The sequence below is a fragment of the Streptomyces sp. NPDC040432 genome, assembly GCF_055595445.1.
On sequence record NZ_JBVIVP010000008.1, the window covers coordinates 86,723 to 109,821 of the forward strand.

Annotated in this window: 22 protein-coding genes; 14 read left to right on the forward strand and 8 right to left on the reverse strand. The window is 70.9% G+C overall.

Annotated features, from left to right (window positions below; all coding sequences use genetic code 11):
* Window positions 1–49: 49 nt before the first annotated feature.
* On the reverse strand, window positions 50–796 hold the full coding sequence (locus tag ACZ58N_RS19155) for a hypothetical protein (RefSeq protein WP_471161001.1): 747 nt from the start codon (window positions 794–796) through the stop codon (window positions 50–52).
* 246 nt (window positions 797–1,042) lie between these two features.
* Here ACZ58N_RS19155 and ACZ58N_RS19160 point away from each other — a divergent pair, with 246 nt between their 5' ends.
* From ACZ58N_RS19160 to ACZ58N_RS19175, 4 genes are all read left to right on the forward strand, one after another.
* Window positions 1,043–1,891, forward strand: coding sequence for an alpha/beta fold hydrolase (locus ACZ58N_RS19160; RefSeq protein ID WP_471161004.1), 849 nt, complete (start codon window positions 1,043–1,045; stop codon window positions 1,889–1,891).
* Window positions 1,892–2,185: 294 nt separating this feature from the next.
* A complete protein-coding gene (locus ACZ58N_RS19165) occupies window positions 2,186–2,413 on the forward strand; it encodes a hypothetical protein (RefSeq protein ID WP_471161006.1) in 228 nt (75 codons plus the stop codon).
* A gap of 162 nt (window positions 2,414–2,575) precedes the next feature.
* Window positions 2,576–3,622 (forward strand): DUF4259 domain-containing protein, encoded by a 1,047-nt coding sequence (locus ACZ58N_RS19170; protein WP_471161009.1) that lies wholly within the window; start codon window positions 2,576–2,578, stop codon window positions 3,620–3,622.
* A gap of 112 nt (window positions 3,623–3,734) precedes the next feature.
* Window positions 3,735–4,073: a hypothetical protein gene (locus tag ACZ58N_RS19175; RefSeq protein WP_471161012.1), complete on the forward strand. Its 339-nt coding sequence runs from the start codon at window positions 3,735–3,737 to the stop codon at window positions 4,071–4,073.
* 123 nt (window positions 4,074–4,196) lie between these two features.
* Here the strand turns inward: ACZ58N_RS19175 and ACZ58N_RS19180 are convergent, their stop codons facing one another.
* The 3 genes from ACZ58N_RS19180 to ACZ58N_RS19190 all read right to left on the reverse strand — a co-directional run bounded on the left by ACZ58N_RS19180 (window position 4,197) and on the right by ACZ58N_RS19190 (window position 6,618).
* A complete protein-coding gene (locus tag ACZ58N_RS19180) occupies window positions 4,197–4,742 on the reverse strand; it encodes a hypothetical protein (protein WP_471161015.1) in 546 nt (181 codons plus the stop codon).
* A 126-nt stretch (window positions 4,743–4,868) separates the two neighbouring features.
* Window positions 4,869–5,741 carry a helix-turn-helix domain-containing protein gene (locus ACZ58N_RS19185; RefSeq protein ID WP_471161018.1) on the reverse strand — a complete coding sequence of 291 codons (873 nt, stop codon included), beginning with the start codon at window positions 5,739–5,741 and terminating at the stop codon, window positions 4,869–4,871.
* Window positions 5,742–5,982: 241 nt separating this feature from the next.
* Window positions 5,983–6,618, reverse strand: a complete 636-nt coding sequence (locus tag ACZ58N_RS19190; RefSeq protein WP_471161021.1) for a TIGR03086 family metal-binding protein — start codon at window positions 6,616–6,618, stop codon at window positions 5,983–5,985.
* A gap of 309 nt (window positions 6,619–6,927) precedes the next feature.
* Between ACZ58N_RS19190 and ACZ58N_RS19195 the strand changes: the two genes are divergently transcribed.
* From ACZ58N_RS19195 to ACZ58N_RS19230, 8 genes are all read left to right on the forward strand, one after another.
* Window positions 6,928–8,190 (forward strand): ATP-grasp domain-containing protein, encoded by a 1,263-nt coding sequence (locus ACZ58N_RS19195; protein WP_471161024.1) that lies wholly within the window; start codon window positions 6,928–6,930, stop codon window positions 8,188–8,190.
* Window positions 8,191–8,206: 16 nt separating this feature from the next.
* The gene (locus ACZ58N_RS19200; protein WP_471161027.1) at window positions 8,207–9,436 is read left to right on the forward strand and encodes a lysine N(6)-hydroxylase/L-ornithine N(5)-oxygenase family protein; all 1,230 of its coding nucleotides are present in this window, start codon (window positions 8,207–8,209) and stop codon (window positions 9,434–9,436) included.
* Window positions 9,433–9,828, forward strand: a complete 396-nt coding sequence (locus ACZ58N_RS19205; protein WP_471161030.1) for a cupin domain-containing protein — start codon at window positions 9,433–9,435, stop codon at window positions 9,826–9,828. Before ACZ58N_RS19200 ends, ACZ58N_RS19205 begins: the two co-directional genes overlap by 4 nt.
* Window positions 9,821–10,924: an NAD(P)/FAD-dependent oxidoreductase gene (locus ACZ58N_RS19210; RefSeq protein WP_471161033.1), complete on the forward strand. Its 1,104-nt coding sequence runs from the start codon at window positions 9,821–9,823 to the stop codon at window positions 10,922–10,924. Before ACZ58N_RS19205 ends, ACZ58N_RS19210 begins: the two co-directional genes overlap by 8 nt.
* Window positions 10,921–12,552: a class I tRNA ligase family protein gene (locus tag ACZ58N_RS19215; protein ID WP_471161036.1), complete on the forward strand. Its 1,632-nt coding sequence runs from the start codon at window positions 10,921–10,923 to the stop codon at window positions 12,550–12,552. The genes ACZ58N_RS19210 and ACZ58N_RS19215 overlap by 4 nt, the downstream gene beginning before the upstream one ends.
* Complete coding sequence (locus tag ACZ58N_RS19220; protein ID WP_471161039.1) at window positions 12,549–13,796, forward strand: ATP-grasp domain-containing protein; 1,248 nt, start codon at window positions 12,549–12,551, stop codon at window positions 13,794–13,796. The genes ACZ58N_RS19215 and ACZ58N_RS19220 overlap by 4 nt, the downstream gene beginning before the upstream one ends.
* On the forward strand, window positions 13,789–15,072 hold the full coding sequence (locus ACZ58N_RS19225) for an MFS transporter (protein ID WP_471161042.1): 1,284 nt from the start codon (window positions 13,789–13,791) through the stop codon (window positions 15,070–15,072). The genes ACZ58N_RS19220 and ACZ58N_RS19225 overlap by 8 nt, the downstream gene beginning before the upstream one ends.
* 85 nt (window positions 15,073–15,157) lie before the next feature.
* Window positions 15,158–16,336 carry a threonine aldolase family protein gene (locus tag ACZ58N_RS19230; RefSeq protein ID WP_471161047.1) on the forward strand — a complete coding sequence of 393 codons (1,179 nt, stop codon included), beginning with the start codon at window positions 15,158–15,160 and terminating at the stop codon, window positions 16,334–16,336.
* Between the two features lie 75 nt (window positions 16,337–16,411).
* Here the strand turns inward: ACZ58N_RS19230 and ACZ58N_RS19235 are convergent, their stop codons facing one another.
* Complete coding sequence (locus ACZ58N_RS19235; RefSeq protein ID WP_471161049.1) at window positions 16,412–17,530, reverse strand: fatty acid desaturase family protein; 1,119 nt, start codon at window positions 17,528–17,530, stop codon at window positions 16,412–16,414.
* Window positions 17,531–17,537: 7 nt separating this feature from the next.
* On the reverse strand, window positions 17,538–18,593 hold the full coding sequence (locus ACZ58N_RS19240) for a ferredoxin reductase (protein WP_471161052.1): 1,056 nt from the start codon (window positions 18,591–18,593) through the stop codon (window positions 17,538–17,540).
* A gap of 87 nt (window positions 18,594–18,680) precedes the next feature.
* Between ACZ58N_RS19240 and ACZ58N_RS19245 the strand changes: the two genes are divergently transcribed.
* On the forward strand, window positions 18,681–19,868 hold the full coding sequence (locus tag ACZ58N_RS19245) for a PucR family transcriptional regulator (RefSeq protein WP_471161055.1): 1,188 nt from the start codon (window positions 18,681–18,683) through the stop codon (window positions 19,866–19,868).
* A 73-nt stretch (window positions 19,869–19,941) separates the two neighbouring features.
* Here the strand turns inward: ACZ58N_RS19245 and ACZ58N_RS19250 are convergent, their stop codons facing one another.
* Both ACZ58N_RS19250 and ACZ58N_RS19255 read right to left on the reverse strand, forming a co-directional pair.
* Window positions 19,942–20,772, reverse strand: a complete 831-nt coding sequence (locus ACZ58N_RS19250; RefSeq protein ID WP_471161058.1) for a MerR family transcriptional regulator — start codon at window positions 20,770–20,772, stop codon at window positions 19,942–19,944.
* Between the two features lie 143 nt (window positions 20,773–20,915).
* Window positions 20,916–21,608: a hypothetical protein gene (locus ACZ58N_RS19255; RefSeq protein ID WP_471161061.1), complete on the reverse strand. Its 693-nt coding sequence runs from the start codon at window positions 21,606–21,608 to the stop codon at window positions 20,916–20,918.
* A gap of 854 nt (window positions 21,609–22,462) precedes the next feature.
* Here ACZ58N_RS19255 and ACZ58N_RS19260 point away from each other — a divergent pair.
* Window positions 22,463–23,098, forward strand: a complete 636-nt coding sequence (locus ACZ58N_RS19260; RefSeq protein ID WP_471161064.1) for a VOC family protein — start codon at window positions 22,463–22,465, stop codon at window positions 23,096–23,098.
* The last annotated feature ends 1 nt before the right edge of the window (window position 23,099 follow it).

Genomic DNA, 23,099 nt, shown 5'->3' on the forward strand with positions numbered 1-23,099 from the left:
ACCGCTGGGGGGGGTGGGCAGGTGTACGGGTGGGCCGTTCGTCCCTCCGTCAGAAGGGAGGTTCCAGGTCGCCACGGCCATCACTGTGCGGCCCGCAGTACGACGGCTCGTCCTGAACCGGTTCGATGCCCGTGATGTCGTGGCCCCATGTTTCGAGGGCCTTTCGGGCGACGCGCCGGCTGTGGTCGTCGCTGCCGGTGTCCAGGATGCGGCGCGCGTGCTCGGTGAGGTCCTCACGGTGCTGGGCGAGCGCCGGATGTTCGGCGAGGATGAGCGCCGCGAGGCAGGCGGCTTCGCGCACGTCCTCGTGGCCGTCCTGGAGGAAGGGCGCGACGGCTCTATGGAGCATCGGGCGCAGGTCCCGAAAGGCCGCCACGGCGGTGCCGGGGGTGCGGACGCCGGAGAAGTACCGCTCGGTGCGGGCGACGATCTCGTCGGAGGCGTCGTAGGAAGTGGAAGCCAGCCAGTTCAACAGTGCCGCGCGGAAGGGGACGTTGCGATACGGCCGGGGGGTCATGGCCGCCGGGTGGGCGAGGATGCCGGCGACGTACACGGCGGCGGGGGCGGTGGCCTCGTAGATGCTGTTCTGGTGGCCGACCAGCTCTGCCAGTTCCGACAGAGCGGTCACCTGCACCCCGGGATCGGGCTCCAACAGCCGTCCCAGGACTTCGGGAAGGTACTCGCCGTTCCCGAAAGGCGTCCCGAGCGAACCCCAATCGGTCTCCGCCAGGACCACTCGGTAAGGCGGCACGTCGGGTTCCCGGGGCGCCCCGGCCGCGGAGCTGATGTGATTCACGGGCCAAACCTAGACCGGACTTCCGACCCGCCCTACGGGGTGTGCGACCTGACTCTCGCGCACGGCGGCCGTCCACTGCGGATCCGGCCGACCGTTCGCCTCCGGTGTCCTCCCCCGAAGCAGCCGGGCGCGTGCGGCCGGTTGGGCCGGGCGGGTTCGGCGGCCTCGGCTCCGTGCCGCCTCGTTGTCCTCGTCCCTCCCCCGCGTCCACGATGGCAGGAGAGCAATCCATCGAACGGGGGGCCGATGCCCAGGATCCAACTTTCGTCCGGTTCCATCGACTACCAGGACACCGGCGGCGACGGGCCGGTGTTGGTCTTCGGACACGGGATGCCGATGAACGAGACCCAGTGGCGCAAGGTGGTCCCGCTGCTGGGCGGATACCGCTGTGTCCTGCCCACGCTTCCCCTCGGTGGGCACCGGCGGCCGATGAACCGCGATGCCGATCTGTCGCAGCGCGGTGTCGCCCTCCTGCTGGGCGAGTTCATCGAGCGGCTCGGCCTCGACCGGGTGACGCTCGTGCTCAACGACTGGGGCGGGGGCCAGTTCCTGGTGTCGGAGGGCCGGGACCAGCGCATCGCCCGCCTGGTGCTGGTGGCCTGCGAGGCGTTCGACAACTTTCCCCCCGGCCCCGCCAAGGCCATGGCGCAGGTGTGCAGGGTCCCGGGCGGCGTCAGGCTGCTGACGTCGCTCATGAGCGTTCGCGTCTTCCGCCACCACCGGGCCGGGTACGGTGGTATGAGCGTGCGCGGGATCCCCGACGAGATCCTGGACGACTGGTTCGCTCCCGCCACCCGCAACAGGGCGATTCGGAGGGACCTGGCCAAGTTCGCCACCGGAGCACCCGACCGCAGGACCCTGCCGGCCTGGAGCGAGCGACTGCGTACCTTCGACCGGCCGGTCCTGGTGGTCTGGGCGACCGAGGACAGGTTGATGCCACGTGAACACGGTCCCCGCTTGGCCGAGCTGTACCCGAAGGGCCGTCTCGTCGAGATCGCCGACTCGTCCACCCTCGTTCCCGAGGACCAGCCGGAACGGCTTGCCGAGGTACTGACCGCCTTCCTCGTCGAAACCGGAGCCGAGCCGACACGATGACCGGCGTCCGATCACAAGGCGGTCTCGATCACGAGGATGCGGAGGCGGGCGACCACGTCGGCACGGTGCGTCCGGGGCCCGGCAAAAGAACGTCGGCCGTACTTCTGCGGGTGGAATTGCCTGGGAACGTACCCGTCCACGGTGATCGACTGGTGCCACCGCAGGAGCGCTGCCCGGCAGCGGCGGACAACCCCACCGCCGACGCACAGGACTCCCGTCCGGACCCCCGCCCCCTTCGGTGGTCCGGGGTGAAGCGCGGAACACGCAGAGCAGATCGAAAGGCAAGAACCCAGCATGAAGCAGAAGATCATTTTGGTTGTCGGTGCCATGGCCCTGGCCGGCGGTGTCGTCGTCGGGGCCGCGGCCACCGGTCAGGCGTCCCCGGCGGAAAGCGGACGCCCCGTGTCCACCCCCGCCCCGCGCGCGACCGTGGCCATCGGTGACCAGTTGTCCGTGTCCGGTTCCGACCTGGTCTCGCCGCTCGGCGAATGGGGCGTGGGGCGCCGGACGCCGCGCGCCTGACGCGGGCCTCCCGGACGGACCCCCCACAGGCCGCCGTCCATCCGTGCCGCGCGCGGGTCACCACCCCTTTCGAACCGCGCGCGGCCCACCGACACCCCGCAGGGCGCTGTTGTCGGTGCCGCCTGGCAGTATCCCGGGGAACCACCACCTCAAGGGAGATCCATGGGCACCTGGGACGTCGGCCCCTTCGACAACGACGCCGCGGCGGACTTCTGTGCCTCCCTCGACGAGGCCTCCGAGGCCGACCGGCCCGGGGTCGTTCGCGACGCGCTCGTCCGCGTCCTCGACGCCGACGATCCCCTCGACCAACACCTGGCGGTCGAAGCCGTGGCCGCCGCGGCCCTCGTCGCCGCCCAGTGCCCCGGGGGCCGGCCGGTCACCAGCGTCTACGGGCCCGACCTGCCCGTCCCCGTACTTCCCGTCGACCTGCGGGGCATCGCCGCCCGGGTCCTGGAACGCGTCGATGCCGAACCCTCCGAGCTCCGGGAACTCTGGTCCCGGACGAACGAGTACGGCCACTGGTCCCGCACCCTGCTACGGCTGCGCAAGGTGCTCACCTTCCCCGCACCCCGGCCGGTCGCCCGTTCCTGGGCCAGGATCGACACCTGGATGCGGCAGCACGCCCCCGCCTCCTGCTCCCTGCTCGCACCGCCGGCCGACCCGGCCGAGGTCGAAGCCGCACAGCACACGATCGGCGTGCGCTTTCCCGCCGACCTCCTGGAATCCCTGGCCTGCCACAACGGACTCACGAAGTGGGCCAACCTGGTCCCCGGTCGCCCACCGATGTCCGTCGCGGGAATCGTCGACCACTGGCAGATGTGCGTCGATATCGCCGGCGACGACACCGACCTGACCGAACCCTCGGAACCGGGCGGTGAGCCCTGGTGGCACCCGCTGTGGATCCCCTGGGCCCAGAGCGACGGGGACTCCCAGGTCATCGACATGCGCGAGGGCCCCGACCGGGGCCGCCTGGGCAGTGCGGCACACGACGACACCGGTTGCTTCCACGAGGGCTGGCCCTCCCTCGCCACCTACCTGACCGCCGTCGCCGACTCCCTCGACCACGGCGGGGAGGTGGATGGACTCGTGCCGTACCTCACTCCTCGGCGGGAGTTGTGGTGGGCCTTCGCCGGCGAGACCGAGTTGAACGGGGACCCCCTCACACCGGCGCCCACCACCACGACGGGCAGTCCCCGTCCTCTCCCTTAGTGTCCCCCCGGGGTAGGACCGGCTCCGCGGCGCGTTGACCTCCCGGGGGCGATTCGGCGGCTCATGCGAGGATGGCCGGGTTCCGCATCACCCGATGTCCCTGAGGCCGCAGATGACCAGCAAGTTTCTCCCCTTCCGGCGCAAGCGCGGGACCAAGGTCACCTATGAGGTGACGGGCAGCGGTTCCTGCGAGGTGACCTATGCCGTCGGCGACCCGCTCAAGGGCGAGGAGAAGCAGGTCAAGGACGTCGTCACGCCGTGGAAGCAGGACGTCATGCTGTCGGGCATCGGCGCGATGCCCATGCTGACGATCGTCACTGCCGCCCCGGAGCATCCCGACGGCTGGCTCCAGTGCACGATCCGCATCGACGGTGAACTCGCCGTGGAGGGTGCGGTGTCCTCGCGGTCGGCCAGCGCGACCTTCACGGCGCTGCCCGGCGCGGCGGGCTGACCGCGCCGGGCAGCACCGTCCCCGCGTCGCGGGGACGGGTGACGGCCCTCCTCGTCGCCCGCCGTCGCGGCGGGCTCCCCGCACCGGCCGGTGTGGAGGGTGGGCCCGTGACCCGTGTCGTCATCACGACGCCACGCGTTCTCCCGTCGGCTCGGCGACCACCACCTGGACGTGGGACGGGGCGTACTTCCGTGCCTTGGTCACCATTCTCGCCAGGTCGAACTTCTCGCGCTGCACGGGCACGTGCAGCAGCGCCGGCATCGCCGGATGTGTCGCCCCGGCCCTCGTCCCGGCCGGCGCCCTCACCCCCTGGCGCAGCCGTGCGCCGATCAGCACGTGCTCACTGCCCTGGGGGGTGGCCACGACGAACTGGGTGACGTCGCTCCAGGGCAGCTGTACGTCGTCGATCCGGACGCCGGCCGCGTCGAACTGGAACAGGATGCGACGGGAATCGAACCAGGACGAGATGAAGGGGATCGCCGCGACGATCACCACACCGCCCTTCATGTCGAGGGCCCACCCGAGGAGGAGGGCGAGAGCGATCACGCCCAGGATCGAGCCCCACAGACCGGCCAGGTCCTGCGGCGAGAACGGGCGTGTCACCTTGAACCGCTCCCACCGGCCTCGGCGTGCGGGCGGGTTGCCCGACCTCGGATTCGACAGCGACATGCGTATCCCCTTGGTGTGACTGTGCGGATCGACTGCGTACTACAGGGACCATAGGGAGGGCACCGGCGGTCCCGCTTGGACAAATTTGCTCTCGCCGCTCATGGTCGGCCTGTCGAGGCCCGCCTGTCACAGCTCGTGGGCGCCCTCCACACGGCGTGCGATGGCCATTTCAGCGGGAGTGACGTCGGCCAGGGCGCGGAATTCGCGATTGAGGTGGGCCTGGTCGTAGAAGCCGCAGGTGGTGGCCAGTTCGCTGAGGTCCCTCCAACTCCCGGACAGCAGCTCCACCGACCGGTGGAAGCGCAGCACCCTGGCGGACGTCTTCGGTGTCAAGCCGACCTGCTGTGTGAAGCGGCGGATCAAGTGCCCATGGCTCCAGCCCACTTCGGCGGCGATCCGGGCGACGGGAATCGTCCCCGCCGACCGTGTGAGCAGCCGCCAGGCCTGCGCGACCTCGGGCGAGGGATCGGGGCCGCGGTCCAGCCGGGCCAGCAGCGCGGCGTCCAGCAGGTCGAACCGTTGCGCCCAGTCACGGGTCGCCGACATCCGCTCCACCAGCTCGTCCGCCCCGGCGCCGAGGACGTCCCGCAGCTCGAACACCGAGTTCGTCAGCTCCTTCATGGGCAGGGCGAAGAGTCGGTACGCACCGAGCGGAGTCAGTTCGAGTCTGATCGCTTCCTGGCCACCCGGGTGATCGCACACGCGCGGCCCGTCTTCGAGCCCCGCGATCAGTGAGCCCACCACGCGTACGGCGGGTCCCGTGTCCCTCAGCCGGAACACCTGGGCGAACGGCTCCCCGAGATTGATCACTACGACGGCTCGTCCCCTGGGCACCAGCCGAACCCGGTAGGAAATCGCCGCGGGCACCCGGTATCCGTCGTAGCTGTGCAGGTACGGCCGCAGCGCTCGCGGCCAGGGCCGGGTCACCTGCACCCGATCACTGAACCGAGTCGTCACGGTCCCCGGGTCGGCCGCTCCTTCGTGGCCAACTCCTCTCATATCGCGCCTCCTTCTTCTTCGGGACCACTCCGATTCCATCCGTCGTCCCTCGGTTCCGAGGCGTGCATGATGACATGCCCACCCCAACAACGAGTTGGCGGTGGGCGTGGGGGCTCCTGTACGGGGCCGGTCCAGGGCCGGGCGCGAGGGCCCCTCCGGTGTCAGGGCGCGCCCGTGACCGCCTCGCAGGTGCCCGGCGCCGCCCGAACCCGCCCCGGCAGCCTCGTCGCGGACGGCCCGACTACACCCTGCGCCCGAGGAAATTGAGCAACCTGGTCTGGGCGTCCGCATCGGCGGCCGAAGCGAGCTTGGCGCCGAACGCCCTCGGCATGCGGATGTCCCCGTCCTCCGGCAGCAGGATCTCCGTAGCGATGGCCACGGCTTCGGGATCCAGTGCCTCGTCCTGACCCGTCGCCCGCGCCAGGTCCCATCCGTGGATCAAGGTATCGGCACACGCCATCCGCCTCACGAACTCCTCGAACGGCATGGAACCGAACTCCTCTCCCAGAAGGGCACGAGCCCTGACCGGGTCATGCAGGGCCTCCTTGATCTCCCCGGATGCCGTGTCCCATGCCCGAGCCAGGTCCTCGCCCCGCCCCGGCGCGGAATAGTCCGATCCGTCCAGCCCGGCGACGGCCCGCCGGTGGTTCGAGACCACGTGGGCCGCAACGTCCCGAGCCGTCCATCCGGGACACGGGGACGGCTCCTCCCAGCGTTCCGGCGGGCAACCGAGGATCAGTTCTCCGAAACGCTCCGCGATCCGTCCGTAAAGCTCCGGCACCGAAGATCCCACTTCATTCCTCTTCTCCCGATCAGGCCGACGGAACGGCCACCCGTCCGAGGCACGGTAACGATCCTCCGCCCTCGGCAGCCGCATGGACCCGCCCGTCCCGGACACCTAGACACCCTGCCACCGACTCCAGCGGGTCCCACCTCTCCACCTCCGGGTCGGACCCCCTCTTCCGCAAGTGACGTGAGGCTCACGCCCGGGCCGATCGAACGGCCCCCGAGGGCCGAACAGGCGTCAGCAGAGCCCTTGTTCCGGAAAATGTACGGTTCGACACCCTCGTGCCGACATTCCTTGCGGTAATCCGTTGACCGAGGTCAAGGCGCCCGGATAGAAAGATCGTCATCAGGGCCGTGATCACCAATCCGGTCCATACAGCTCTGCCCGGGGGATTTCGCTTTGCCGCACACAGATGTACTTCGTCCTGCCCGCGTACTCGTGGTGGAACCCGCCTCCTCCGGAGGCGCCACACTGATCGCTGTCGCCGCCGAGATGGGACTGCGGGTCGTCGTCGCCACCGCCGACTCCGGCGACCGCCGGCTCTCCGACGCCGTGCGCGCGGCGGCCGACTCGGTGCTGACGGTCGAGACCAACGACCAGGCCGCGCTCGAAGCCGCCGCGCTCGAACTGCACCGGGCCGAACCGTTCGAGGCCGTGCTGCCGGGGTCCGACATCTACGTGACGGCGACCGCGCGCGTCGCCGCCGCACTGGGCCTGCCCGGCCTGCCCGTGGAGACCGTCGACCGGGTCCGGGACAAGAGCGTCATGCGGGCCGCCGTGGCGGACGCCGGGCTGCGCACCCCGCGTTTCGCCCAGGCGACCACGGAGACCGAACTGCGCGCGGCTGCCGAACGGGTCGGATTCCCGGCCGTGTTGAAGCCCGTCGCCTGCTCCGGCAGCATCCACGTCAGCCGCGCCGACGACCTCGACCGGCTCACCGCCGCGTTCCGGCGGCTCGTGACGGACCCGGAGCCCGACATGGGCAAGTTGCACGAGCACCGGGTGCTCGTCGAGGAGTACGTCCAGGGACCCGAGTTCAGCGCCGACGGCTACGTCCTGGAGGACGGCGAGGTCACCGTCGTCGCCCTCAGCCGTACGCTGCTCGGCCCAGAGCCCGACTTCGTGGAGCTGGGCCACCTCACCCCGGCCCTCGTCGACGACGCCACCCTGAAGAGCGTCGAGGCGTACGTCGGTGACGTCGTGCGCGCCGTCGGCATCACCAGCGGCCCCTTCCATTGCGAACTGCGCCTGCCCGCCGAGGGTCCGGTGCTCATCGAGATCGGTGCCCGGCTGCCGGGCGACCGGATCGTGGAGCTACTGCGGCTCGTGACGGGCGTCAGCCTGCCCAGGGTGGCCGTCGCCATGGCGCTCGGCATCGCCCCGGAGGCGGCCGGGGCCTTCGCGAAGCCGCAGGCCGAGAGCGCCGGCATCCGCTTCTTCTCCGCCGCCGGCCGCTCCTCCTACCAGGAGCTCACGGGATGGTCGGAGCTGGAGGCACTGCCGGAAGTCACCGAGACCTCGGTGTACTTCGCGCCGGGCGAAGTCATCCCGGGTGTCCAGGACTGCCGCTCGCGCCTCGGCCATGCCCTGTTCACCGCCGACTCGCCGCAGGGCGCCCTCGACCGCTGGCAGGCGCTCGGCGACCTCGTCGTCCCCGCCTGAGCCGGCGGATCCCACCATGAACACTGACGTACTCGACTACGCGGCCGTCGGCGTCGGCCCGGCCAACATGAGCCTCGCCGCCCTCGCGCATCCGGTCGAAGGACTGCGCGGCGTCCACCTGGAACGCCGTGAGAGCTTCTCCTGGCACCCCGGGCTCCTGCTGCCCGAGGCCACCCTCCAGGTCTCGCTGCTCAAGGACCTGGTGACACTGGTCGATCCGACCAATCCCTTCTCGTTCCTGTCGTTCCTCGCCGACGAGGGTCGGCTCTACCGTTTCCTGGCGGCGGACTTCCCGGCCGTCCTGCGCGCCGAGTTCAACCAGTACCTCCAATGGGTCGCCGGGCGGCTGCCGAGCCTGACGTTCGGGGCGGACGTACAGAGCGTGGACTTCCACGACGGCGCCTTCCACCTCCGCACCGGTCACGACGTCATGACGGCCCGTCATCTCGTGCTCGGTACCGGGCTGACCCCGTCCGTCCCCGAGCCTTTCCGCCCCTTCCTCGGGCCCACCGTCTTCCACTCCGGGGAGTTCCTCCTGCGGGCCCCCGAGGTGGCGGGACGCCGGGTCGTCGTGATCGGCGGCGGCCAGAGCGGCGCGGAGATCGTGCGCCACCTGGCGGTCGGCGGGGCTCCGGAGACCATCACCTGGGTCAGCCGGCGCACGTCGTTCCTGCCGATGGACGACTCGCCGTTCGCCAACGACCTGTACACGCCGGAGTACGTACGTCGTTTCCACGCGATGCCCACCGACCACAAGGTCCGGTTGTTGGAGCGGCAGAAGTACACCAGCGACGGCATCGACCTCCAAGTCCTGCAGGAAATCTACCGGTTGGGCTACCGCGACGAGTTCATCGAGCACAGGCCCGGCAGGCTTCGCTTCCTCTCGGACTGTGCGGTCACCGCGATCGACGGCGGCCCCGACGAATGGAAGCTCGTCGTCGAGTCGTCCGGCCCGGACGCGCCCGACGTGCTCGCCGCCGACGTCGTGATCCTGAGCACCGGATATGCCTATCGGCTACCCGAGTTCATGGCTCCGCTGGACGCGCGGCTCCGGAGGGACGGCGGGGACCTCGTCGTCGGTGACGACTTCTCGGTCGCCTGGGACGGGCCCGCGGAGAACCGGATCCACCTCCAGAACGGCGCCCGGCACTCATGGGGCGTCGCCGACCCCAATCTCAGTCTGCTCGCCTGGCGCAGCGCGGTCATCCTCAACAGCATCCTGGGCGAGACGAGGTACCCGGTATGACGACGCGTCGGAGTGCGGAAGCGACTCAGGTCCCGCAGTTCCAGGCCGAGGCGGGCGGAGCCCTGGTCCCCTTCGGACCGACCGAGGTCGAGTCCGACGGGGTGACCGTGGCCGAGGCGGACTTCGCCCGTTCCGTCTTCCCCCACGTGCCGTTCGAGACGGCCCGCTTCACTGTGCCGCCCGGCGGGACCAGCTCCCCCGACCAGCACGCGGTCCAGGAGATCTGGCTGGTCCACGCCGGATCCGGCACCCTGGAGGTGGACGGCGAACGGTCGCTGGTCGGGCCCGGTTCGATGGTGGGCTTCGCCTCGCAGGCCCGCCACGAGATCTTCGCCGACCGGGGCGAGGAACTGGTCGTCCACTCCTTCTGGTGGTCGGCTCCCGATGAGTGAGCGCACCACCGGAACCGGTGAGGTACCGCACTACGACCTCGCGGTCGTCGGCGCGGGCGCGGTCGGCGCCCTCGTGGCGTACTACGCCGTCCGCCGGAACCCGGAGCGCCGCGTCGCCGTGATCACGCATGCCGGGCGGGGGGCGGGCGCGACCCGTTTCTCGGCCGGGTTCGACACGCCCACGGGGCACAACCCGGCCCAGCGCGCGCTGGCCGCCCGCAGCACAGCGCTCTTCGCCGAGCTCGCCGCCGGACTCGGCGACGCCGGGCGCGTTCCCGTCGAGGTCCGCTGGTTGGTGGCGCGGGAGAACCGGGCCGCGCTCGACGCGACCATGGCCGACGGCGGCCGTACCCGTCCGGTCACGGAGGAGCAGCGGGCGGTGCTCGACCGGACGTTCCCCGGGCTCGCCCACAGCGGTGACGAAGTCCTGTTGTCCAGCACTTCCATGACCGCGGGGCAGCCCCAACGGCTCACCGACCGGCTTCTCGACGAGGTGGTCGGCAGTCCCGGCAACACCCTCCTGGAGGGCTTCCGGGTGACCGAGGTACGCCGTGCGGGCGGCCATGTCGAACTGGTCGCCGCCGACGGCAGCCGGATCACCGCCGCCGGAACGGTTCTCGCTCCGGGCCCCTGGGTCCTGGACGGCCCGGTGGCGGACGCGGCTCGCGAGTGCGGGGCCCGGGTCAAGAAGGTGGTGGCGTTCCACGTCATGACGCCGCCCCCGCCGGGTGCCCCGGCACTCGTCATGGAGGACGCCGACGCCTTCCTGTTGCCCCACCGGCCCGGCGGCCACTGGATCCTCAGCATCACCTCGCCCGACTGGGACCGGGGCCCCGACGAACCGCTCGCCATCGACGCCCGCGACCGGGACCTCGCCCGGGCCCTGCTCGCCCGGCACGTACCGGGATTCCTGCCGCACCTGATCGGCGGCCGGGTGTTCAGCGACTGCTTCACCCCCGGCCATCTGCCGGTCGTGGCCGCGGTCGGCGGCGACGACGTCGTCATGGCCATCGGCGGCTCCGGATCCGGCTACCGACTCGCCCCGGCCATGGCCGAGGACGCACTGAACCTGCTCGACGGGAGAACGCGAACATGAGCCTGCTGACCGGGGACGCGCGCCCACCCCGTCACTACCTGCTCGTGCCGCCGGAGGCCACGCCCAACGGCCCCCTGCACCTCGGCCACATCGGCGGCCCCTTCCTGTGGTCGGACATGATCGCGCGGCATCTTCGGGTCTGCGGTGACCTGCCGTTGGTGATCACCGGCAGTGATGTGTACGAGTCGTACGTGGAGCTGAGGGCGCACGCCGAGCACTCCGCTCCCGGCGAGGTCGCCGCCCGCTACGGGCGGCGCATCCAGGACGACCTGGCCGCGCTGCGCATCGGCGTCGACGCGTTCATCGTTCCCGATCAGGAGCCCTGGAAGGAGCAGTTCGAGCAGGAGGTGACCGCCTCCGTCGAACGGTTGACGGCTCGGGGCGCGGTGATCGCGCGCACCGAGCGCGTGCCCCACTGCGCGGCGTCGGACCGCTGGGTGGTGGGCGGCTGGCTCCGGGGGCGCTGCCCGGAGTGCGGGGCCGGCATCACCAGCTACTTCTGTGAGGAGTGCAGTGCGCACTTCCTGCCCGAGTCGGTCGTCGAGCCGCGCCCCCTGCTCGACGAGGGGCCGCTGACCTGGCGGGAGATATCCAGCCTCTTCCTGCGGCTACCGGACCGCGATGTCCTGGACCGCACGCTCGTCGACCTGGGCGTCGCCGACCGCTACCGGGCGACCGTGGCGCGTTTCCTGGAGCGTGACGGACTGACCGTACGCCTGAGCGCCCCGCAGACGTGGGGTCTTCCGCTCCCCTCCGCCGAGCCGGACGTGCCCCGCGCCCTGTTCCCCTATGCCGGGATCTTCATGTTCGCCCGCCTCGCCGGTGCCGTCCACGGCCGGCTCTCCGGCACCGGCGTGAACGCCTTCGACCCGGACTCCGGGGTCACCACCATCACCACCCTGGGTATCGACAACGTCATCCCGACCCTGGTCTCGATCGTCGGCACCAGCCTGCTGCACGGCGACATGAAGCCGTACGACCGGTGCCTGGTCAACCACTTCTACCAACTGGCCGGGCGGAAGTTCTCCACCAGTGCCCGGCACGCCATCTGGGCGGCGGACATCGCCGCGTCGCCGGCCATCGGCGTGGACACCGTCCGGTACCACCTCGCGGGGGCCGATCTGGAGTCCGGGGCGGCGAGCTTCGAGGCGGCGGACTTCCTGCACACCGCGAACGCCACGTTGGCCGACGGCCTCGACAAGCAGATCGACGCCGCCTGGAGCCGGCTGCCCGAGGGGCCGCCGCAGGCGCCCGCCCCGGCCGTGGCCGACCTCCTGGAACTGCTGCTCGCCGAGCAGTCCGCGGCGCTCGACGGCGCCCGCGTATCCACCCGGCGCGCGGTCGCGGCGCTCGACCGCTGGTGCGCCGACGACGCGATCGCCCACGCTGCCGAGGACGGCGCCTACTGGTGGCTCAAGGGCCTGGCCCTACTGGCGTTCCCGGTGATGCCGGACCTCGCCGAACTCCTGTGGCAGCGCCTCGGCGGCGCCGGGGAGCCCCGCGCGGCGGCCTTCCTCACCAGGACCCCCGCTCACCGGGATCGCCCCGCGCCCGGCTTCGACCGGGTGAGCGCCGCCGATCTGGACGCCTGCCTGCCCGACACCCTGCGACCGGGAGCGAACGCGTGACCGACCCGACCACACCCCTGTACGTCGTCCTCAACCGCTCCGGCGACGAGTTCGGCGAATACCACCGTTTCCTCGACGGCCACCCCTGCCGGATGGTGTACCTCACCACGCCGGGCGGGTTGCCCGCGCTCGACCAGGACGGGGCGACCGAGGTCCATGTGTGCGACAGCCTCGCCCACGACGACCTGCTGCCCCTGGTACGGGGGATCGCGGACCGGCACGGCACGCCCGAGGTCGTCTTCGGCCAGTCCGAGTACGACATCCTGACGGCCGCCCGCCTCTCGGCGGCGCTCGGCGTCCGCGGCGGCCACGGTCTCGACCTCGTCGAACGGTTCAAGGACAAACCCGCCATGAAGAGCGCGGTGGGCGCGGCCGGGCTGTGGGTTCCCCGGTTCCGGCACCTCGACGACGCGCCCTCGGCGGAAGCGGTCGTCGAGGCCCTCGGCGGTCTGCCCCTGGTCCTCAAGCCGCGCGCGGCGGCGGGCTCCCAGGGCGTCACGATCGCCCGCAGTACCGACGAACTGCGCGACGCGCTCGCGCGCGTCGACGTCGAGGCGTACGAGTGCGAGGAGTACGTCGCCGGCGACATCCTCCACGTGGACGGCGTCCGCCGCTCCGGCCGCCTCCACTTCGTCACCGCTTCCCAGTACGTCAACACCTGCCTGGACTACGCGCACGGCAGCCCGCTCGGATCGGTCCTGCTCGACCCGGGCCCCGAGCACGACGAACTCACCGAGTTCGCCGACCTGTGTCTGGAGGCGCTCGGGCTGCGGGACGGCGCCTTCCACCTGGAGGCGATCCGGCGGCCGGGCGGCGAGCTGGTGTTCCTGGAGGTCGGGCTGCGGCCGGGCGGCGCGCAGGTGCCGTTCCTGCACGTCGACCTCCACGGCATCGACCTGTTCGCCGAGGCCTTCCGGGCGGCCCTGGGCCTGCCCCCGTTGTGGCAGCCGTCGGAACCGGTGGAACCCCGGGCGGGGGGTTGGCTCATCTACCCCGCTCCGCGCGAGCTGCCGGGCCGGGTCGTCGCGCGGACCTCGCCCCGCTCGACCGTCCCCGAGGTCTACCACGAGGAACTGCCGGAGATCGGCCGGATCATGACCGGGCCCGGCAGCTACGACGAGGGCTGCGGCATCTTCCGGTTCCGAGGGCGCAGCGCCGCCGAGGTCCGGGCCGCCGTGCACGCCTCGATGGAGGTGTACGGGCTGCGGACCGAACGGGCCGAGGGAGCGGCGCCGCATGGCTGAGGGCCGCCGGTACGGCGCGGTACTGCGCGCCTGGTTCCGGGAGACGGTCCCGGCCGCCGGCAACGCGCGCAAACTCGGCGTCCTCACACTCATCCAGTCCCTGGGACTCGGGGTGTTCCTCACCGCCAGTGCCGTGTTCTTCACCCGGACCATCGGGATCCCCGCCCAGCGCGTCGGCCTCGCCCTGTCGGTCGCCGGACTCTGCGGTCTGATCTGCACGGTGCCCATCGGGCGGCTCGCGGACCGGCTGGGCGCGGGCCGGGTGCTCACCGTCAACTTCCTGCTCGCGGCCGTCGGCTTCACCGCGTACTGCCTGGTGGACGGCTTCGTCGCGTTCCTCGCGGTCGCCTGCGCCATCGCGGTCCTGGAGACCTCGGCGGGCGCGCTCCAGGCGTCGCTCACCGACGCGCTGGTGGGCGAGAGCGAGCGGGTCAGGGTGAGCGCGCAGATGCGCAGCCTGTTCAACCTGGGCTTCCTCGGCGGCGCCGCCCTGGCCGGAGCCGCCATCGCGGCCGGCACCTCTACGGCCCTGTACGCGACGGTCCTCGCCAACGCCGTCCTCCAGTTGGTGTGCGTCGGCCTGCTGCTCGGGATGCGGCTGCCGGCGGGCCCGGGGCCCCGGACCTCCTCGGCCGACTCGGACGGGGTGCTGCGCAGCGGCGCCCTGCGGGACGTGCGGTACGTGGCGGTCGCGCTGGTGTGCGGCGCTCTGGAGCTGTACCACCCGTTGCTGACGGTCGGTCTGCCGCTGTGGATCGTCACCTCCACGGACGCCTCCGCGCTGCTGGTGTCGGGGCTGTTGATCCTGGACACCGTCCTGGTGCTGTTGTTCCAGGTCGCGGTCAGCAGGGGTGCGCGTACCCCTGCGGGATCGGCACGTATGCTGCGCTGGGCGGGGTGGGCGCTGGGGGCTTCCTGCCTGGTCTTCGCGGCGAGCGGGGGCCACGGGGCGCTCCTGGACAGCGCGGCCCTGCTGGGCGGCGCGTTGGTGCTCGTCCTCGGCGAGCTGTTCCAGGCGTCGGCGAGCTGGGGCCTGGCCTTCGGGCTCGCCCCCGCGGGCCGGCAGGGCGAGTACCAGGCGGTGTTCTCCCTGGGGCGCGGGTTCCAGCAGTTCGCCGGGCCGTGGCTGATGACCTCCCTGGTCGTCGGCGCGGCGTCGACCGGTTGGCTGGTCCTCGCGGTGCTCTTCGCCGTCCTGGGATGCGCCGCGCCGCCGATGGTGCGCGGCCTGGAGAAGGCCCGCGCGCGGACGCGACCCGAGCCGGCGCCCGTCTGAGCGGACCGACCGGCGGGCGCCCGTCCGAACGCACCACATCCGTCACACCGTTACGACCGAACCAAGTGAGCGAGCAGCGAGCACCATGACCGTACAACGACGACACGACCCGGACGAGCGCGGCTTCGCCAGCGACAACTACGCGGGGGTGCACCCCGAGGTCCTCGCGGCGATCGCCCTGGCCAACGGTGGCCACCAGGTCAGTTACGGCGCGGACGTCTACACCGAGCGCCTCCAGGACGTGGTGCGCGGCCACTTCGGACCCACCGCGCACACGTACCCGGTCTTCAACGGAACCGGCGCGAACGTGGTCGCGCTCCAGACGATGCTCGACCGCTGGGATGCCGTGGTCTGCGCCGAGTCGGCCCACGTCAACGTCGACGAGGGCGGCGCGCCGGAGAAGGTCGCCGGCATCAAGCTCCTGACGGTGCCCGCATGGGACGGCAAGCTCACCCCCGAGCTGATCGACCGCCAGGCATGGGGCTTCGAGGACGAGCACCGGGCGCGGCCCAAGGTCGTCTCGATCGCCCAGTCCACCGAGCTCGGCACCTGTTACACGCCGGACGAGATCCGCGCGATCTGCGACCACGCGCACGACCTCGGCATGCTCGTCCACCTGGACGGCGCCCGGCTCGCCAACGCCGCCGCCACCCTCGGCGCGTCCCTGCGCGAGATGACCACCGACGTCGGGGTGGACGTCCTCTCGCTCGGCGGCACCAAGAACGGGCTGCTCTTCGGCGAGGCGGTGATCGTGCTCAACGAGGACGCGGTGCGCGGCATGGCCCACCTGCGCAAGACGAGCATGCAGCTGGGCTCCAAGATGCGCTTCATGTCCGTCCAGTTCGAGGCGCTGCTCGGCGGCGACCTGTGGCTGCGCTCGGCGGCCCGCTCCAACGCGATGACCCGGCGACTGTACGAGGCGGTGCGCGGCCTGCCGGGTGTGGAGATCTCCCGCCCGGTGCAGGCCAACCAGATATTCGCCGTCCTGCCCCCGGCCGTCACCGAGCGTCTGCAGAAGCGTTTCCGCTTCTACACCTGGGACGAGCAGACCGGCGAGGTCCGCTGGATGACCTCCTTCGACACCACCGAGGACGACGTGGACGCGTTCGCGGCGGCGGTCGCGGACGAGCTGGCGGCGGAGCGGGGCCAGGGGCCGGCGGGCGCGCTGACCGGGTCCGAGCGCGAGGAACTGGTTCTGCTGCGCCGTAGGGTCCGCGAGATGGAGGAGGCCATCGAAGCGCTGGGGAAGGCCACGACGAAGTAGCCGTGGGTGAAGGTCCGGCGTCGTGCGTTTCCCGACCCCCGGGCGGGAAACGCACGACGCCGGAACCGGTGAGGGTCAGGCCGCGATGAGCTCCTGCTCGCGGTTCGGCGTCGTGGCCTTGGGCTTCTTGTTCGGCAGCGAGAGCCGGAAGACCTTGTGCCACGCGGAGAACACCTGCTTGGGCAGGGGCCCGGTGACGTACTCCAGCTCGTACTTCTCGAACAGCGCGCGCACCTTCACCGCGACCTCGGCGTACCGGTTGCTCGGCAGGTCCGGGAACAGGTGGTGCTCGATCTGGTGCGACAGGTTGCCGGTCATGAAGTGCATGGCCTTGCTGCCGCTGATGTTCGCCGAGCCCATCATCTGGCGCAGGTACCACTGGCCGCGCGTCTCACCCTTGATCGACCGCCGCTCGAAGACCTGCACGCCCTCGGGGAAGTGTCCGCACATGATCACCGAGTGGGTCCAGATGTTGCGGACCAGGTTGGCGGTGAAGGTGGCGGCGAGCGTGGGGAGGAAGGACGGGCCCGAGAGGAGCGGGTGGATCACGTAGTCCTTGAGCACCTGCTTGCGGATCTTGCGGCCCACGGCCCTGGCCCGCGCGCGGAACTCCGGGTTCTTGCGGCGGCGCTTGTGCAGGTTCTTGCCGAGTTCCAGGTCGTAGGCGGCGATGCCGTACTCGAAGAAGCAGGCGTTGAGGAAGTTCCACAGCGGCTGGCCGAGGTGGAACGGGTGCCACCGCTGGTCCTCGTCGACGCGCATGATGCCGTAGCCGAGGTCGTTGTCCTTGCCGATCACGTTGGTGTACGTGTGGTGCAGCTCGTTGTGGGAGTGCTTCCACTGGTCGGCGGGCGAGACGTGGTCCCACTCCCAGGTGGTGGAGTGGATCTTCGGGTCCCGCATCCAGTCCCACTGGCCGTGCAGGATGTTGTGGCCGATCTCCATGTTGTCCATGATCTTGGCCACGGACAGGCCGGCGGTTCCGATCAGCCATGCGGGCGGGAAGATCGAGAACAGCAGGACGCCCCTGCTGACCAGTTCGAGCTTGCGCTGCGCCGAGATGACCTTGCGGATGTAGGCGGCGTCCTTCTCACCCCGGTCGGCGATCACCTCGTCGCGGATCGCGTCCAGCTCGCGGCCGAGCTCCTCGATCTGCTCCGCGCTCAGGTGGGCGGTGGGGTCGATGGCGGTCAAGGTGTTCCTACCGTTCGATGTCGCAGGGGCCCGCCGCGGCGGACACGCAGGTCTGGATGAGGACGCCCGGCCCGGCTTCGGTGATCTCCCCGGTGCGCAGGTCGCGGACGGCGCCCGCCGTGAGCGGCGTGACGCAGCCGAAGCAGATGCCCATGCGGCACCCGGACGGCATGAGGACCCCGGCCTCCTCGCCGACGTCCAGCAGCGGCGTGGCGCCGTCCGCGTCGACGGTCCTGCCGGTGGTGCCGAACGTGACCTCGCCGCCGTCGCCCGCGACGACGGCATTGACGCGGAAGCGTTCGGTGTGCAGGCGCTCGGGGATGCCGTGCCCGCTCCAGTGCTCCTCGGCGGCGTCGAGGAGGCCCACGGGCCCGCACGCCCAGGTCTCGCGCTCGGCCCAGTCGGGCACGAGCTCGCCGATGCGGGCGATGTCGAGCATGCCGTCGGTCGCGGTGTGCACCTCGGTGAGGCGCAGCTTGCCGTCCGCGACCAGGTCGTGCAGATCGTTGCGGAAGAGCACGTCCTGTGCCTGTGGTGCGGAGTGGACCATGACGACGTCGTCGAGATCGTTGTCGCGCAGCATGCCCATCACCGGCGTGATGCCACTGCCGGCCGTCAGGTAGAGCACCTTGGCCGGCTTGGTCTTCGGCAGGACGAAATCACCGGTGGCCTGGTCGAGCTGGATCAGCGTGCCGGGTTTCGCCGCGCGGACCAGATGGTTGCTGACCTTGCCCTCCGGGATCGTCTTCACGGTGATCGTGATCCGGCCGTCCCGGCGGTTCGTCGGCGAGGTGACCGAGTAGGCACGCCACAGGCGCACCCCGTCGACGTCGACCCCGATCCGCACGTACTGACCGGCCGTGTGGCCGCGCCAGCCCCGGCCCGGTCTGATCACGATGGTCGCGGCGTCACCCGTCTCGGGGTGCACGGCCTCGATGCGCCCCCGCAGGTCGGCACCCGCACGCAGCGGGACGACCATGTCGAGGTAGTCCGACGGCAGCAGCGGCGTCGTGACCATCTCCAGCAGTTTCCACGCCCTACTGCGGAGGGCTGCACTCGTCATGACCCCAGCTTGATGCGCTGCCGGGGGTAAAGTCCTGTCCGTAGGACGTGAATCTGATCAGTGGAATTGTTCGCAGGGAACAAAAACGTGAGCCATGCAACCCGGAGGGCCAGTGAGCTGGTCCTGGATGAGACGACGGTCACGGCGCTCAGGGCCGCGCTGAGGACCACCGCCGACGAGGTCGTCCAGGCGATCATCGACGAAGTCCCTCCCTACGCCAACGCCCTTTCCGGCCGAATGGGCGCCACCATCCGGCGAGCCGTCCGCACCGCCCTGGGCCTCTACCTGGACCTCGCCAGCGGAAACGCCACGGGCGGCGACGCCGGCGCGGCTGCCTACGAGCTGGGCCGCGGCGAGGTCCGCGACGGACGCTCGATGGACGCCCTGCTGAGCGCATACCGGGTAGGCGCCCGCGTGGCCTGGCGAGGCCTGGCCGCAGGTGCCGTACCCGCGGGACTGCCCGCCGCCGAGGTCGCCAAGTTCGCCGAGCTCACCTTCGCCTACATCGACGAGCTGTCCGCCGCGAGCGCCGCGGGTCACGCCGACGAGCTGGCCGCCCGCGGCCGCGCCCACGAACGCCACCTGGAACAACTGGCACGCGATCTCCTTGCCGGCGCGAGCCCGGACGCGCTCCTGGCCGCTGCTCAACGGGCGAGGTGGCAGCCGCCGGTATCCCTGACCGCGGTCCTGCTGCCCGCCGCCCAGGCCCGGCCGACCTACCGCGTGCTCGATCCGGGCACCCTCGTCCTCGACGACCTGCCGGAGGCCTCCGGCGTGCTGCTCGTCCCCGATGCCGACCGGGCGCATCTTCTGAGGCAGCTGCCCGACCTCACCGCTGTGGTCGGCCCGGCCCGGCCATGGACGCGTGCGTCCGCCTCCTACGCACGCGCCGTGCGCGCGCGCTCCCTCTCCCCCGACATCCGCGACACCGAGGACCACCTGCCCGAGTTGGTGCTGAGCGCCGACGCGGACGCGTTCGCAGACCTTCGAACCCGAGCCCTGGCGCCGCTGCGGGCCCTGCCCGACGCGACCTCGCGGCGGCTTGAGGAGACGCTGCGGGCGTGGCTGCTGCACCAGGGCAGGCGGGACGAGGTGGCGGCGGCGCTGTTCGTCCATCCCCAGACCGTCCGGTACCGGATGTCGCAGTTGCGGGAGCTGTTCCCCGATCTCGGATCGCCGCAGGGCGTCCTCGAACTGACGCTGGCGGTCGGCGTAGGGGGACGCCGACGTCCCGGCGGCCCGGGGACGGGGTCGCTTCGCGCGGGGCCGCAGTGAGGCGTGGCGAGCCCCGGTCGGACGGACGCGACGCGACCGGCTGTCGGACCACCTCGGCGCCGGGCACGAGCGCTCAGTGGTCTGCGGCGAGGAGTTGCGCCGTGAGTTCCATGCACCGCATCCGGGCGGGGGAGAAGTCGTACGGCATCTTGGTGATCGCTTCGAAGGCACTCATCCGGGTGTCCTCCTCCCCCTTCAGGTCGGCGTCGTAGATCTCGAAGAGCTTCTCCTCGGCCTCGTCCAACCCGGCTGCCTCGCCGGCCTGCTCCAGAGCCCTTTGATGGGCGCACCGCTGGACGGCGAGTTCTTCGACGCGTGGGTCGTGGGGGTCGACGCCGTCGTCGAGGGCGGCCTCGGCCGCGTCGAGTCGGTCGTCCTCGGCCCTCAGCTCGGGGTGGGTGGCCAGCACGATGAACACGCCGGCTTGGATGGCGGCGCCCAGCGGGCCGAAGATCCGTTCCGTGACCAGCAGGGTGTCCAGGTCGGAGGGGCGCAGTGACCCCGGGGGCAGCCGGCTGAGGCGGTCCGTGACCAGTTCGGAGAGCAGCCCCAGCGGGTTGCCCACCGCCTGCAGGCGGTGGATGGCCGCGCGCTGACGCGCGATTTCGATCTCCCGCGCCGCCAGGGTCTCCTCCAGTCCGCTCAGGATGTCCTCGATGTCCCGGGCATCGTCGAAGGCGGCCCGCATGTCGTCGAGGCTGATGCCGACCTCCGCGGCCTTGCGGATCCAGAGCAGGCGGATCATGTCGTCGTAGCCGTAGCGGCGACGGCCGTCCCCGCCTCGCTCCGGCTCCGGCAGCAGGCCGATGTGGTGGTAGTGGCGGATGGCGCGCGGGGTGGTCCCGGCGAACGCGGCGGCATCACCGATCTTGACCATGCGGGGAGGTGTGATGGAGGGGTACATGGGACGGGGCCTTTCGTTCGGTGATGCCCCGACCACACCACATGCCGCTACGGCATGTGCAACACGACCATCCGGGTTCCATCAGAGCCGCGACAAGCCTTCACGCACCATCGGTCCGCACGCTCCCGTGCAGGGCGAGCGACTCACCGTGTCGCGGCCCGCCTGAATCTTCTGTCGAAGTCCTCGGCCACCGCTTTCGGGACAGGATCCTTGTACTGGGTGATGACACCGCCCGTCCGGACGAACGTGATCGTCCTGCCAGGTTCCTGAAGGGGACCCGGTCCCATGGGAAGGTGAGATCCGGCCAACGCAACGTCTCCGGGCGGCGGTTCGAGCATCCGGTAGCTGACCGTCTCATCCCCCACACGGTACGGGGACTCCGTCGGCCGCAGGCCGTGGCGCGAGTACAGGTCCGCATAGTAGGAGTTGTAGTGCGCACAGCTCGGTACGGCCGCGCGTATCCGCCCCATGATCCGTGCGGCGTCGTCCTTCGTGTAGCTGTAGAACGCGATGTCGTGCCGCGCCTTCTCCTGCCCCACCGGCGTGAGAGCCACCTCGGCCGCACCCAGGGGCCGGTGGTGACGGGTGAACAGCGCGGACTCCACGGCACCACACGGGTGCTCCTGGGAGGGGCCCAAGGACAGGTCCGCAACGGCTCGGCGCGCGTGATGGCCCGGCACCTCCTTCCCGCTCGGCAGGGCATCGATCAGCTGACGTTCGCCGAGCGGTTCGGGCGACGGATCGAACGGTCCTCCGAACGTCAGGCACGCCCCGAGGACGGCCACCGCGCCCACCCCGCCCGCGCGCAGCAGGATCCGGACCGGACGGGGACTCATGTGGTGCTCCTTCTTCTCGACGATGGCGCCTCGTGAGTGACGCGGAGCCGGCCGGCGGTGAACGTCACCACGCGATGGTCACACGGAGGGTCGGAGTGTCACATGTGACTGGTCTCGTGATAGAGCCGCCAGTGCCACCAACCACCCCTGCGATGCGCCTGCCGATACGCGAACGGGTCCGGGAGGGTTCTACGCCACAGTTCCTCATCCATTCGAGCCAGCAGCCGTTCCAGTTCCTGACGCGGACGCGGCGGAAGCCTGAATACGGCCACTTCGAGGAGGTCCCGTGCCGCCGCGACGTTGTCCAGGAAATCGTGGTCATTACAACCGCATATGGACCACCTCAGGTACCGGTACTTGCCCGGTCGCGCGAGGAAGCTCCGGTAGACGGCGAGCGCATCCCCGGTCGCTCCGGGCCACAACCCTTCGTGAGGGCGTCGGTACTCTTCGCGATGGATCAGGGAGACGGTCCGTGGAGAGAGACGCCAGCGCCTGGGATACCCCTTGCCTTGATGGCGGGCGGCTCCATGGACCTGTTGGGGCACCGGTCGTTGCGCGCGCAGCACGCTGGGCCGTTTACGCGGCATGGGCCTTTCGGAAGTCAATCATGCAACTGATCATCACAGTGGCACGGGAGCATGTCCAGAGCCACCTGACGATCCGGTGGGACGCGCAACCCACGCGCTGCGCCGATGAGCGGCTTCACCAGCCGCGGAAGCGCACGTGCTTCGACCGGACCTCCCGGCCGGGGTGGTGGCGATCGATCCGCTCCACGGCTGAACCCACGACGGAGACGGCCCGGGCTGCGGGCGTGGCGTCGGGAGTTGTACGGGTTACCGGGTGATGATCCCGCAGTGAAACTTGATCACGTGTCCTATGCGGTGGCCCGCGACAGCTTCGTGTCGACCGTCCAGTGGATCGGATCGGCCCTCGGCGCCGGGTTCGTCGACGGGGGTGTGCACCCGCGATTCGGCACCCGCAATTTCATTCTCCCGCTGAGCGGCGGCACCTACGTCGAGGTCGTCACGACACTCGACCACCCCGCCGCCGACCGCGCACCCTTCGGCCAGGCGGTCGCGCGTCGCGCCGCCGAGGGTGGCGGCTGGCTCGGTTGGGTGGTGTCCGTCGATGACATCTCCCCGGTCGAGGCCCGCCTCGGCCGCACCTCGGCCGAGGGCCACCGTGTCCGCCCCGACGGGTTCGACCTGAGGTGGAAGCAGATCGGTGTGCTGGAACTGATGGAGGACCCACAATTGCCCTACTTCCTCCAATGGTTGGTTCCCACCGAGGAACGCCCGAGCTCCGACCCGCGCACCTCGACCACCATCCACGGGGTCTCCATCGCCGGCGATGCCGCGTCCATCGCCGAATTCCTCGGCGAACCGGCCGATCACCCCCTCGACCAGATCGACGTCACCTGGGTCGCGGACGAGGAACCGGGCCTGGTCACCGTCGAGTTCGCCACCGCCCACGGCACGGTCACGATCTGAC

Bases quoted from the DNA above. Each gene is read 5' to 3' on its own strand.
- ACZ58N_RS19160 (WP_471161004.1), top strand. From the start codon at position 1,043: ATGCCCAGGATCCAACTTTCGTCCGGTTCCATCGACTACCAGGACACC.
- ACZ58N_RS19165 (WP_471161006.1), top strand. From the start codon at position 2,186: ATGAAGCAGAAGATCATTTTGGTTGTCGGTGCCATGGCCCTGGCCGGC.
- ACZ58N_RS19170 (WP_471161009.1), top strand. From the start codon at position 2,576: ATGGGCACCTGGGACGTCGGCCCCTTCGACAACGACGCCGCGGCGGAC.
- ACZ58N_RS19175 (WP_471161012.1), top strand. From the start codon at position 3,735: ATGACCAGCAAGTTTCTCCCCTTCCGGCGCAAGCGCGGGACCAAGGTC.
- ACZ58N_RS19180 (WP_471161015.1), bottom strand. From the start codon at position 4,742: ATGTCGCTGTCGAATCCGAGGTCGGGCAACCCGCCCGCACGCCGAGGC.
- ACZ58N_RS19185 (WP_471161018.1), bottom strand. From the start codon at position 5,741: ATGAGAGGAGTTGGCCACGAAGGAGCGGCCGACCCGGGGACCGTGACG.
- ACZ58N_RS19190 (WP_471161021.1), bottom strand. From the start codon at position 6,618: ATGCGGCTGCCGAGGGCGGAGGATCGTTACCGTGCCTCGGACGGGTGG.
- ACZ58N_RS19200 (WP_471161027.1), top strand. From the start codon at position 8,207: ATGAACACTGACGTACTCGACTACGCGGCCGTCGGCGTCGGCCCGGCC.
- ACZ58N_RS19205 (WP_471161030.1), top strand. From the start codon at position 9,433: ATGACGACGCGTCGGAGTGCGGAAGCGACTCAGGTCCCGCAGTTCCAG.
- ACZ58N_RS19210 (WP_471161033.1), top strand. From the start codon at position 9,821: ATGAGTGAGCGCACCACCGGAACCGGTGAGGTACCGCACTACGACCTC.
- ACZ58N_RS19215 (WP_471161036.1), top strand. From the start codon at position 10,921: ATGAGCCTGCTGACCGGGGACGCGCGCCCACCCCGTCACTACCTGCTC.
- ACZ58N_RS19225 (WP_471161042.1), top strand. From the start codon at position 13,789: ATGGCTGAGGGCCGCCGGTACGGCGCGGTACTGCGCGCCTGGTTCCGG.
- ACZ58N_RS19230 (WP_471161047.1), top strand. From the start codon at position 15,158: ATGACCGTACAACGACGACACGACCCGGACGAGCGCGGCTTCGCCAGC.
- ACZ58N_RS19240 (WP_471161052.1), bottom strand. From the start codon at position 18,593: ATGACGAGTGCAGCCCTCCGCAGTAGGGCGTGGAAACTGCTGGAGATG.
- ACZ58N_RS19250 (WP_471161058.1), bottom strand. From the start codon at position 20,772: ATGTACCCCTCCATCACACCTCCCCGCATGGTCAAGATCGGTGATGCC.
- ACZ58N_RS19255 (WP_471161061.1), bottom strand. From the start codon at position 21,608: ATGAGTCCCCGTCCGGTCCGGATCCTGCTGCGCGCGGGCGGGGTGGGC.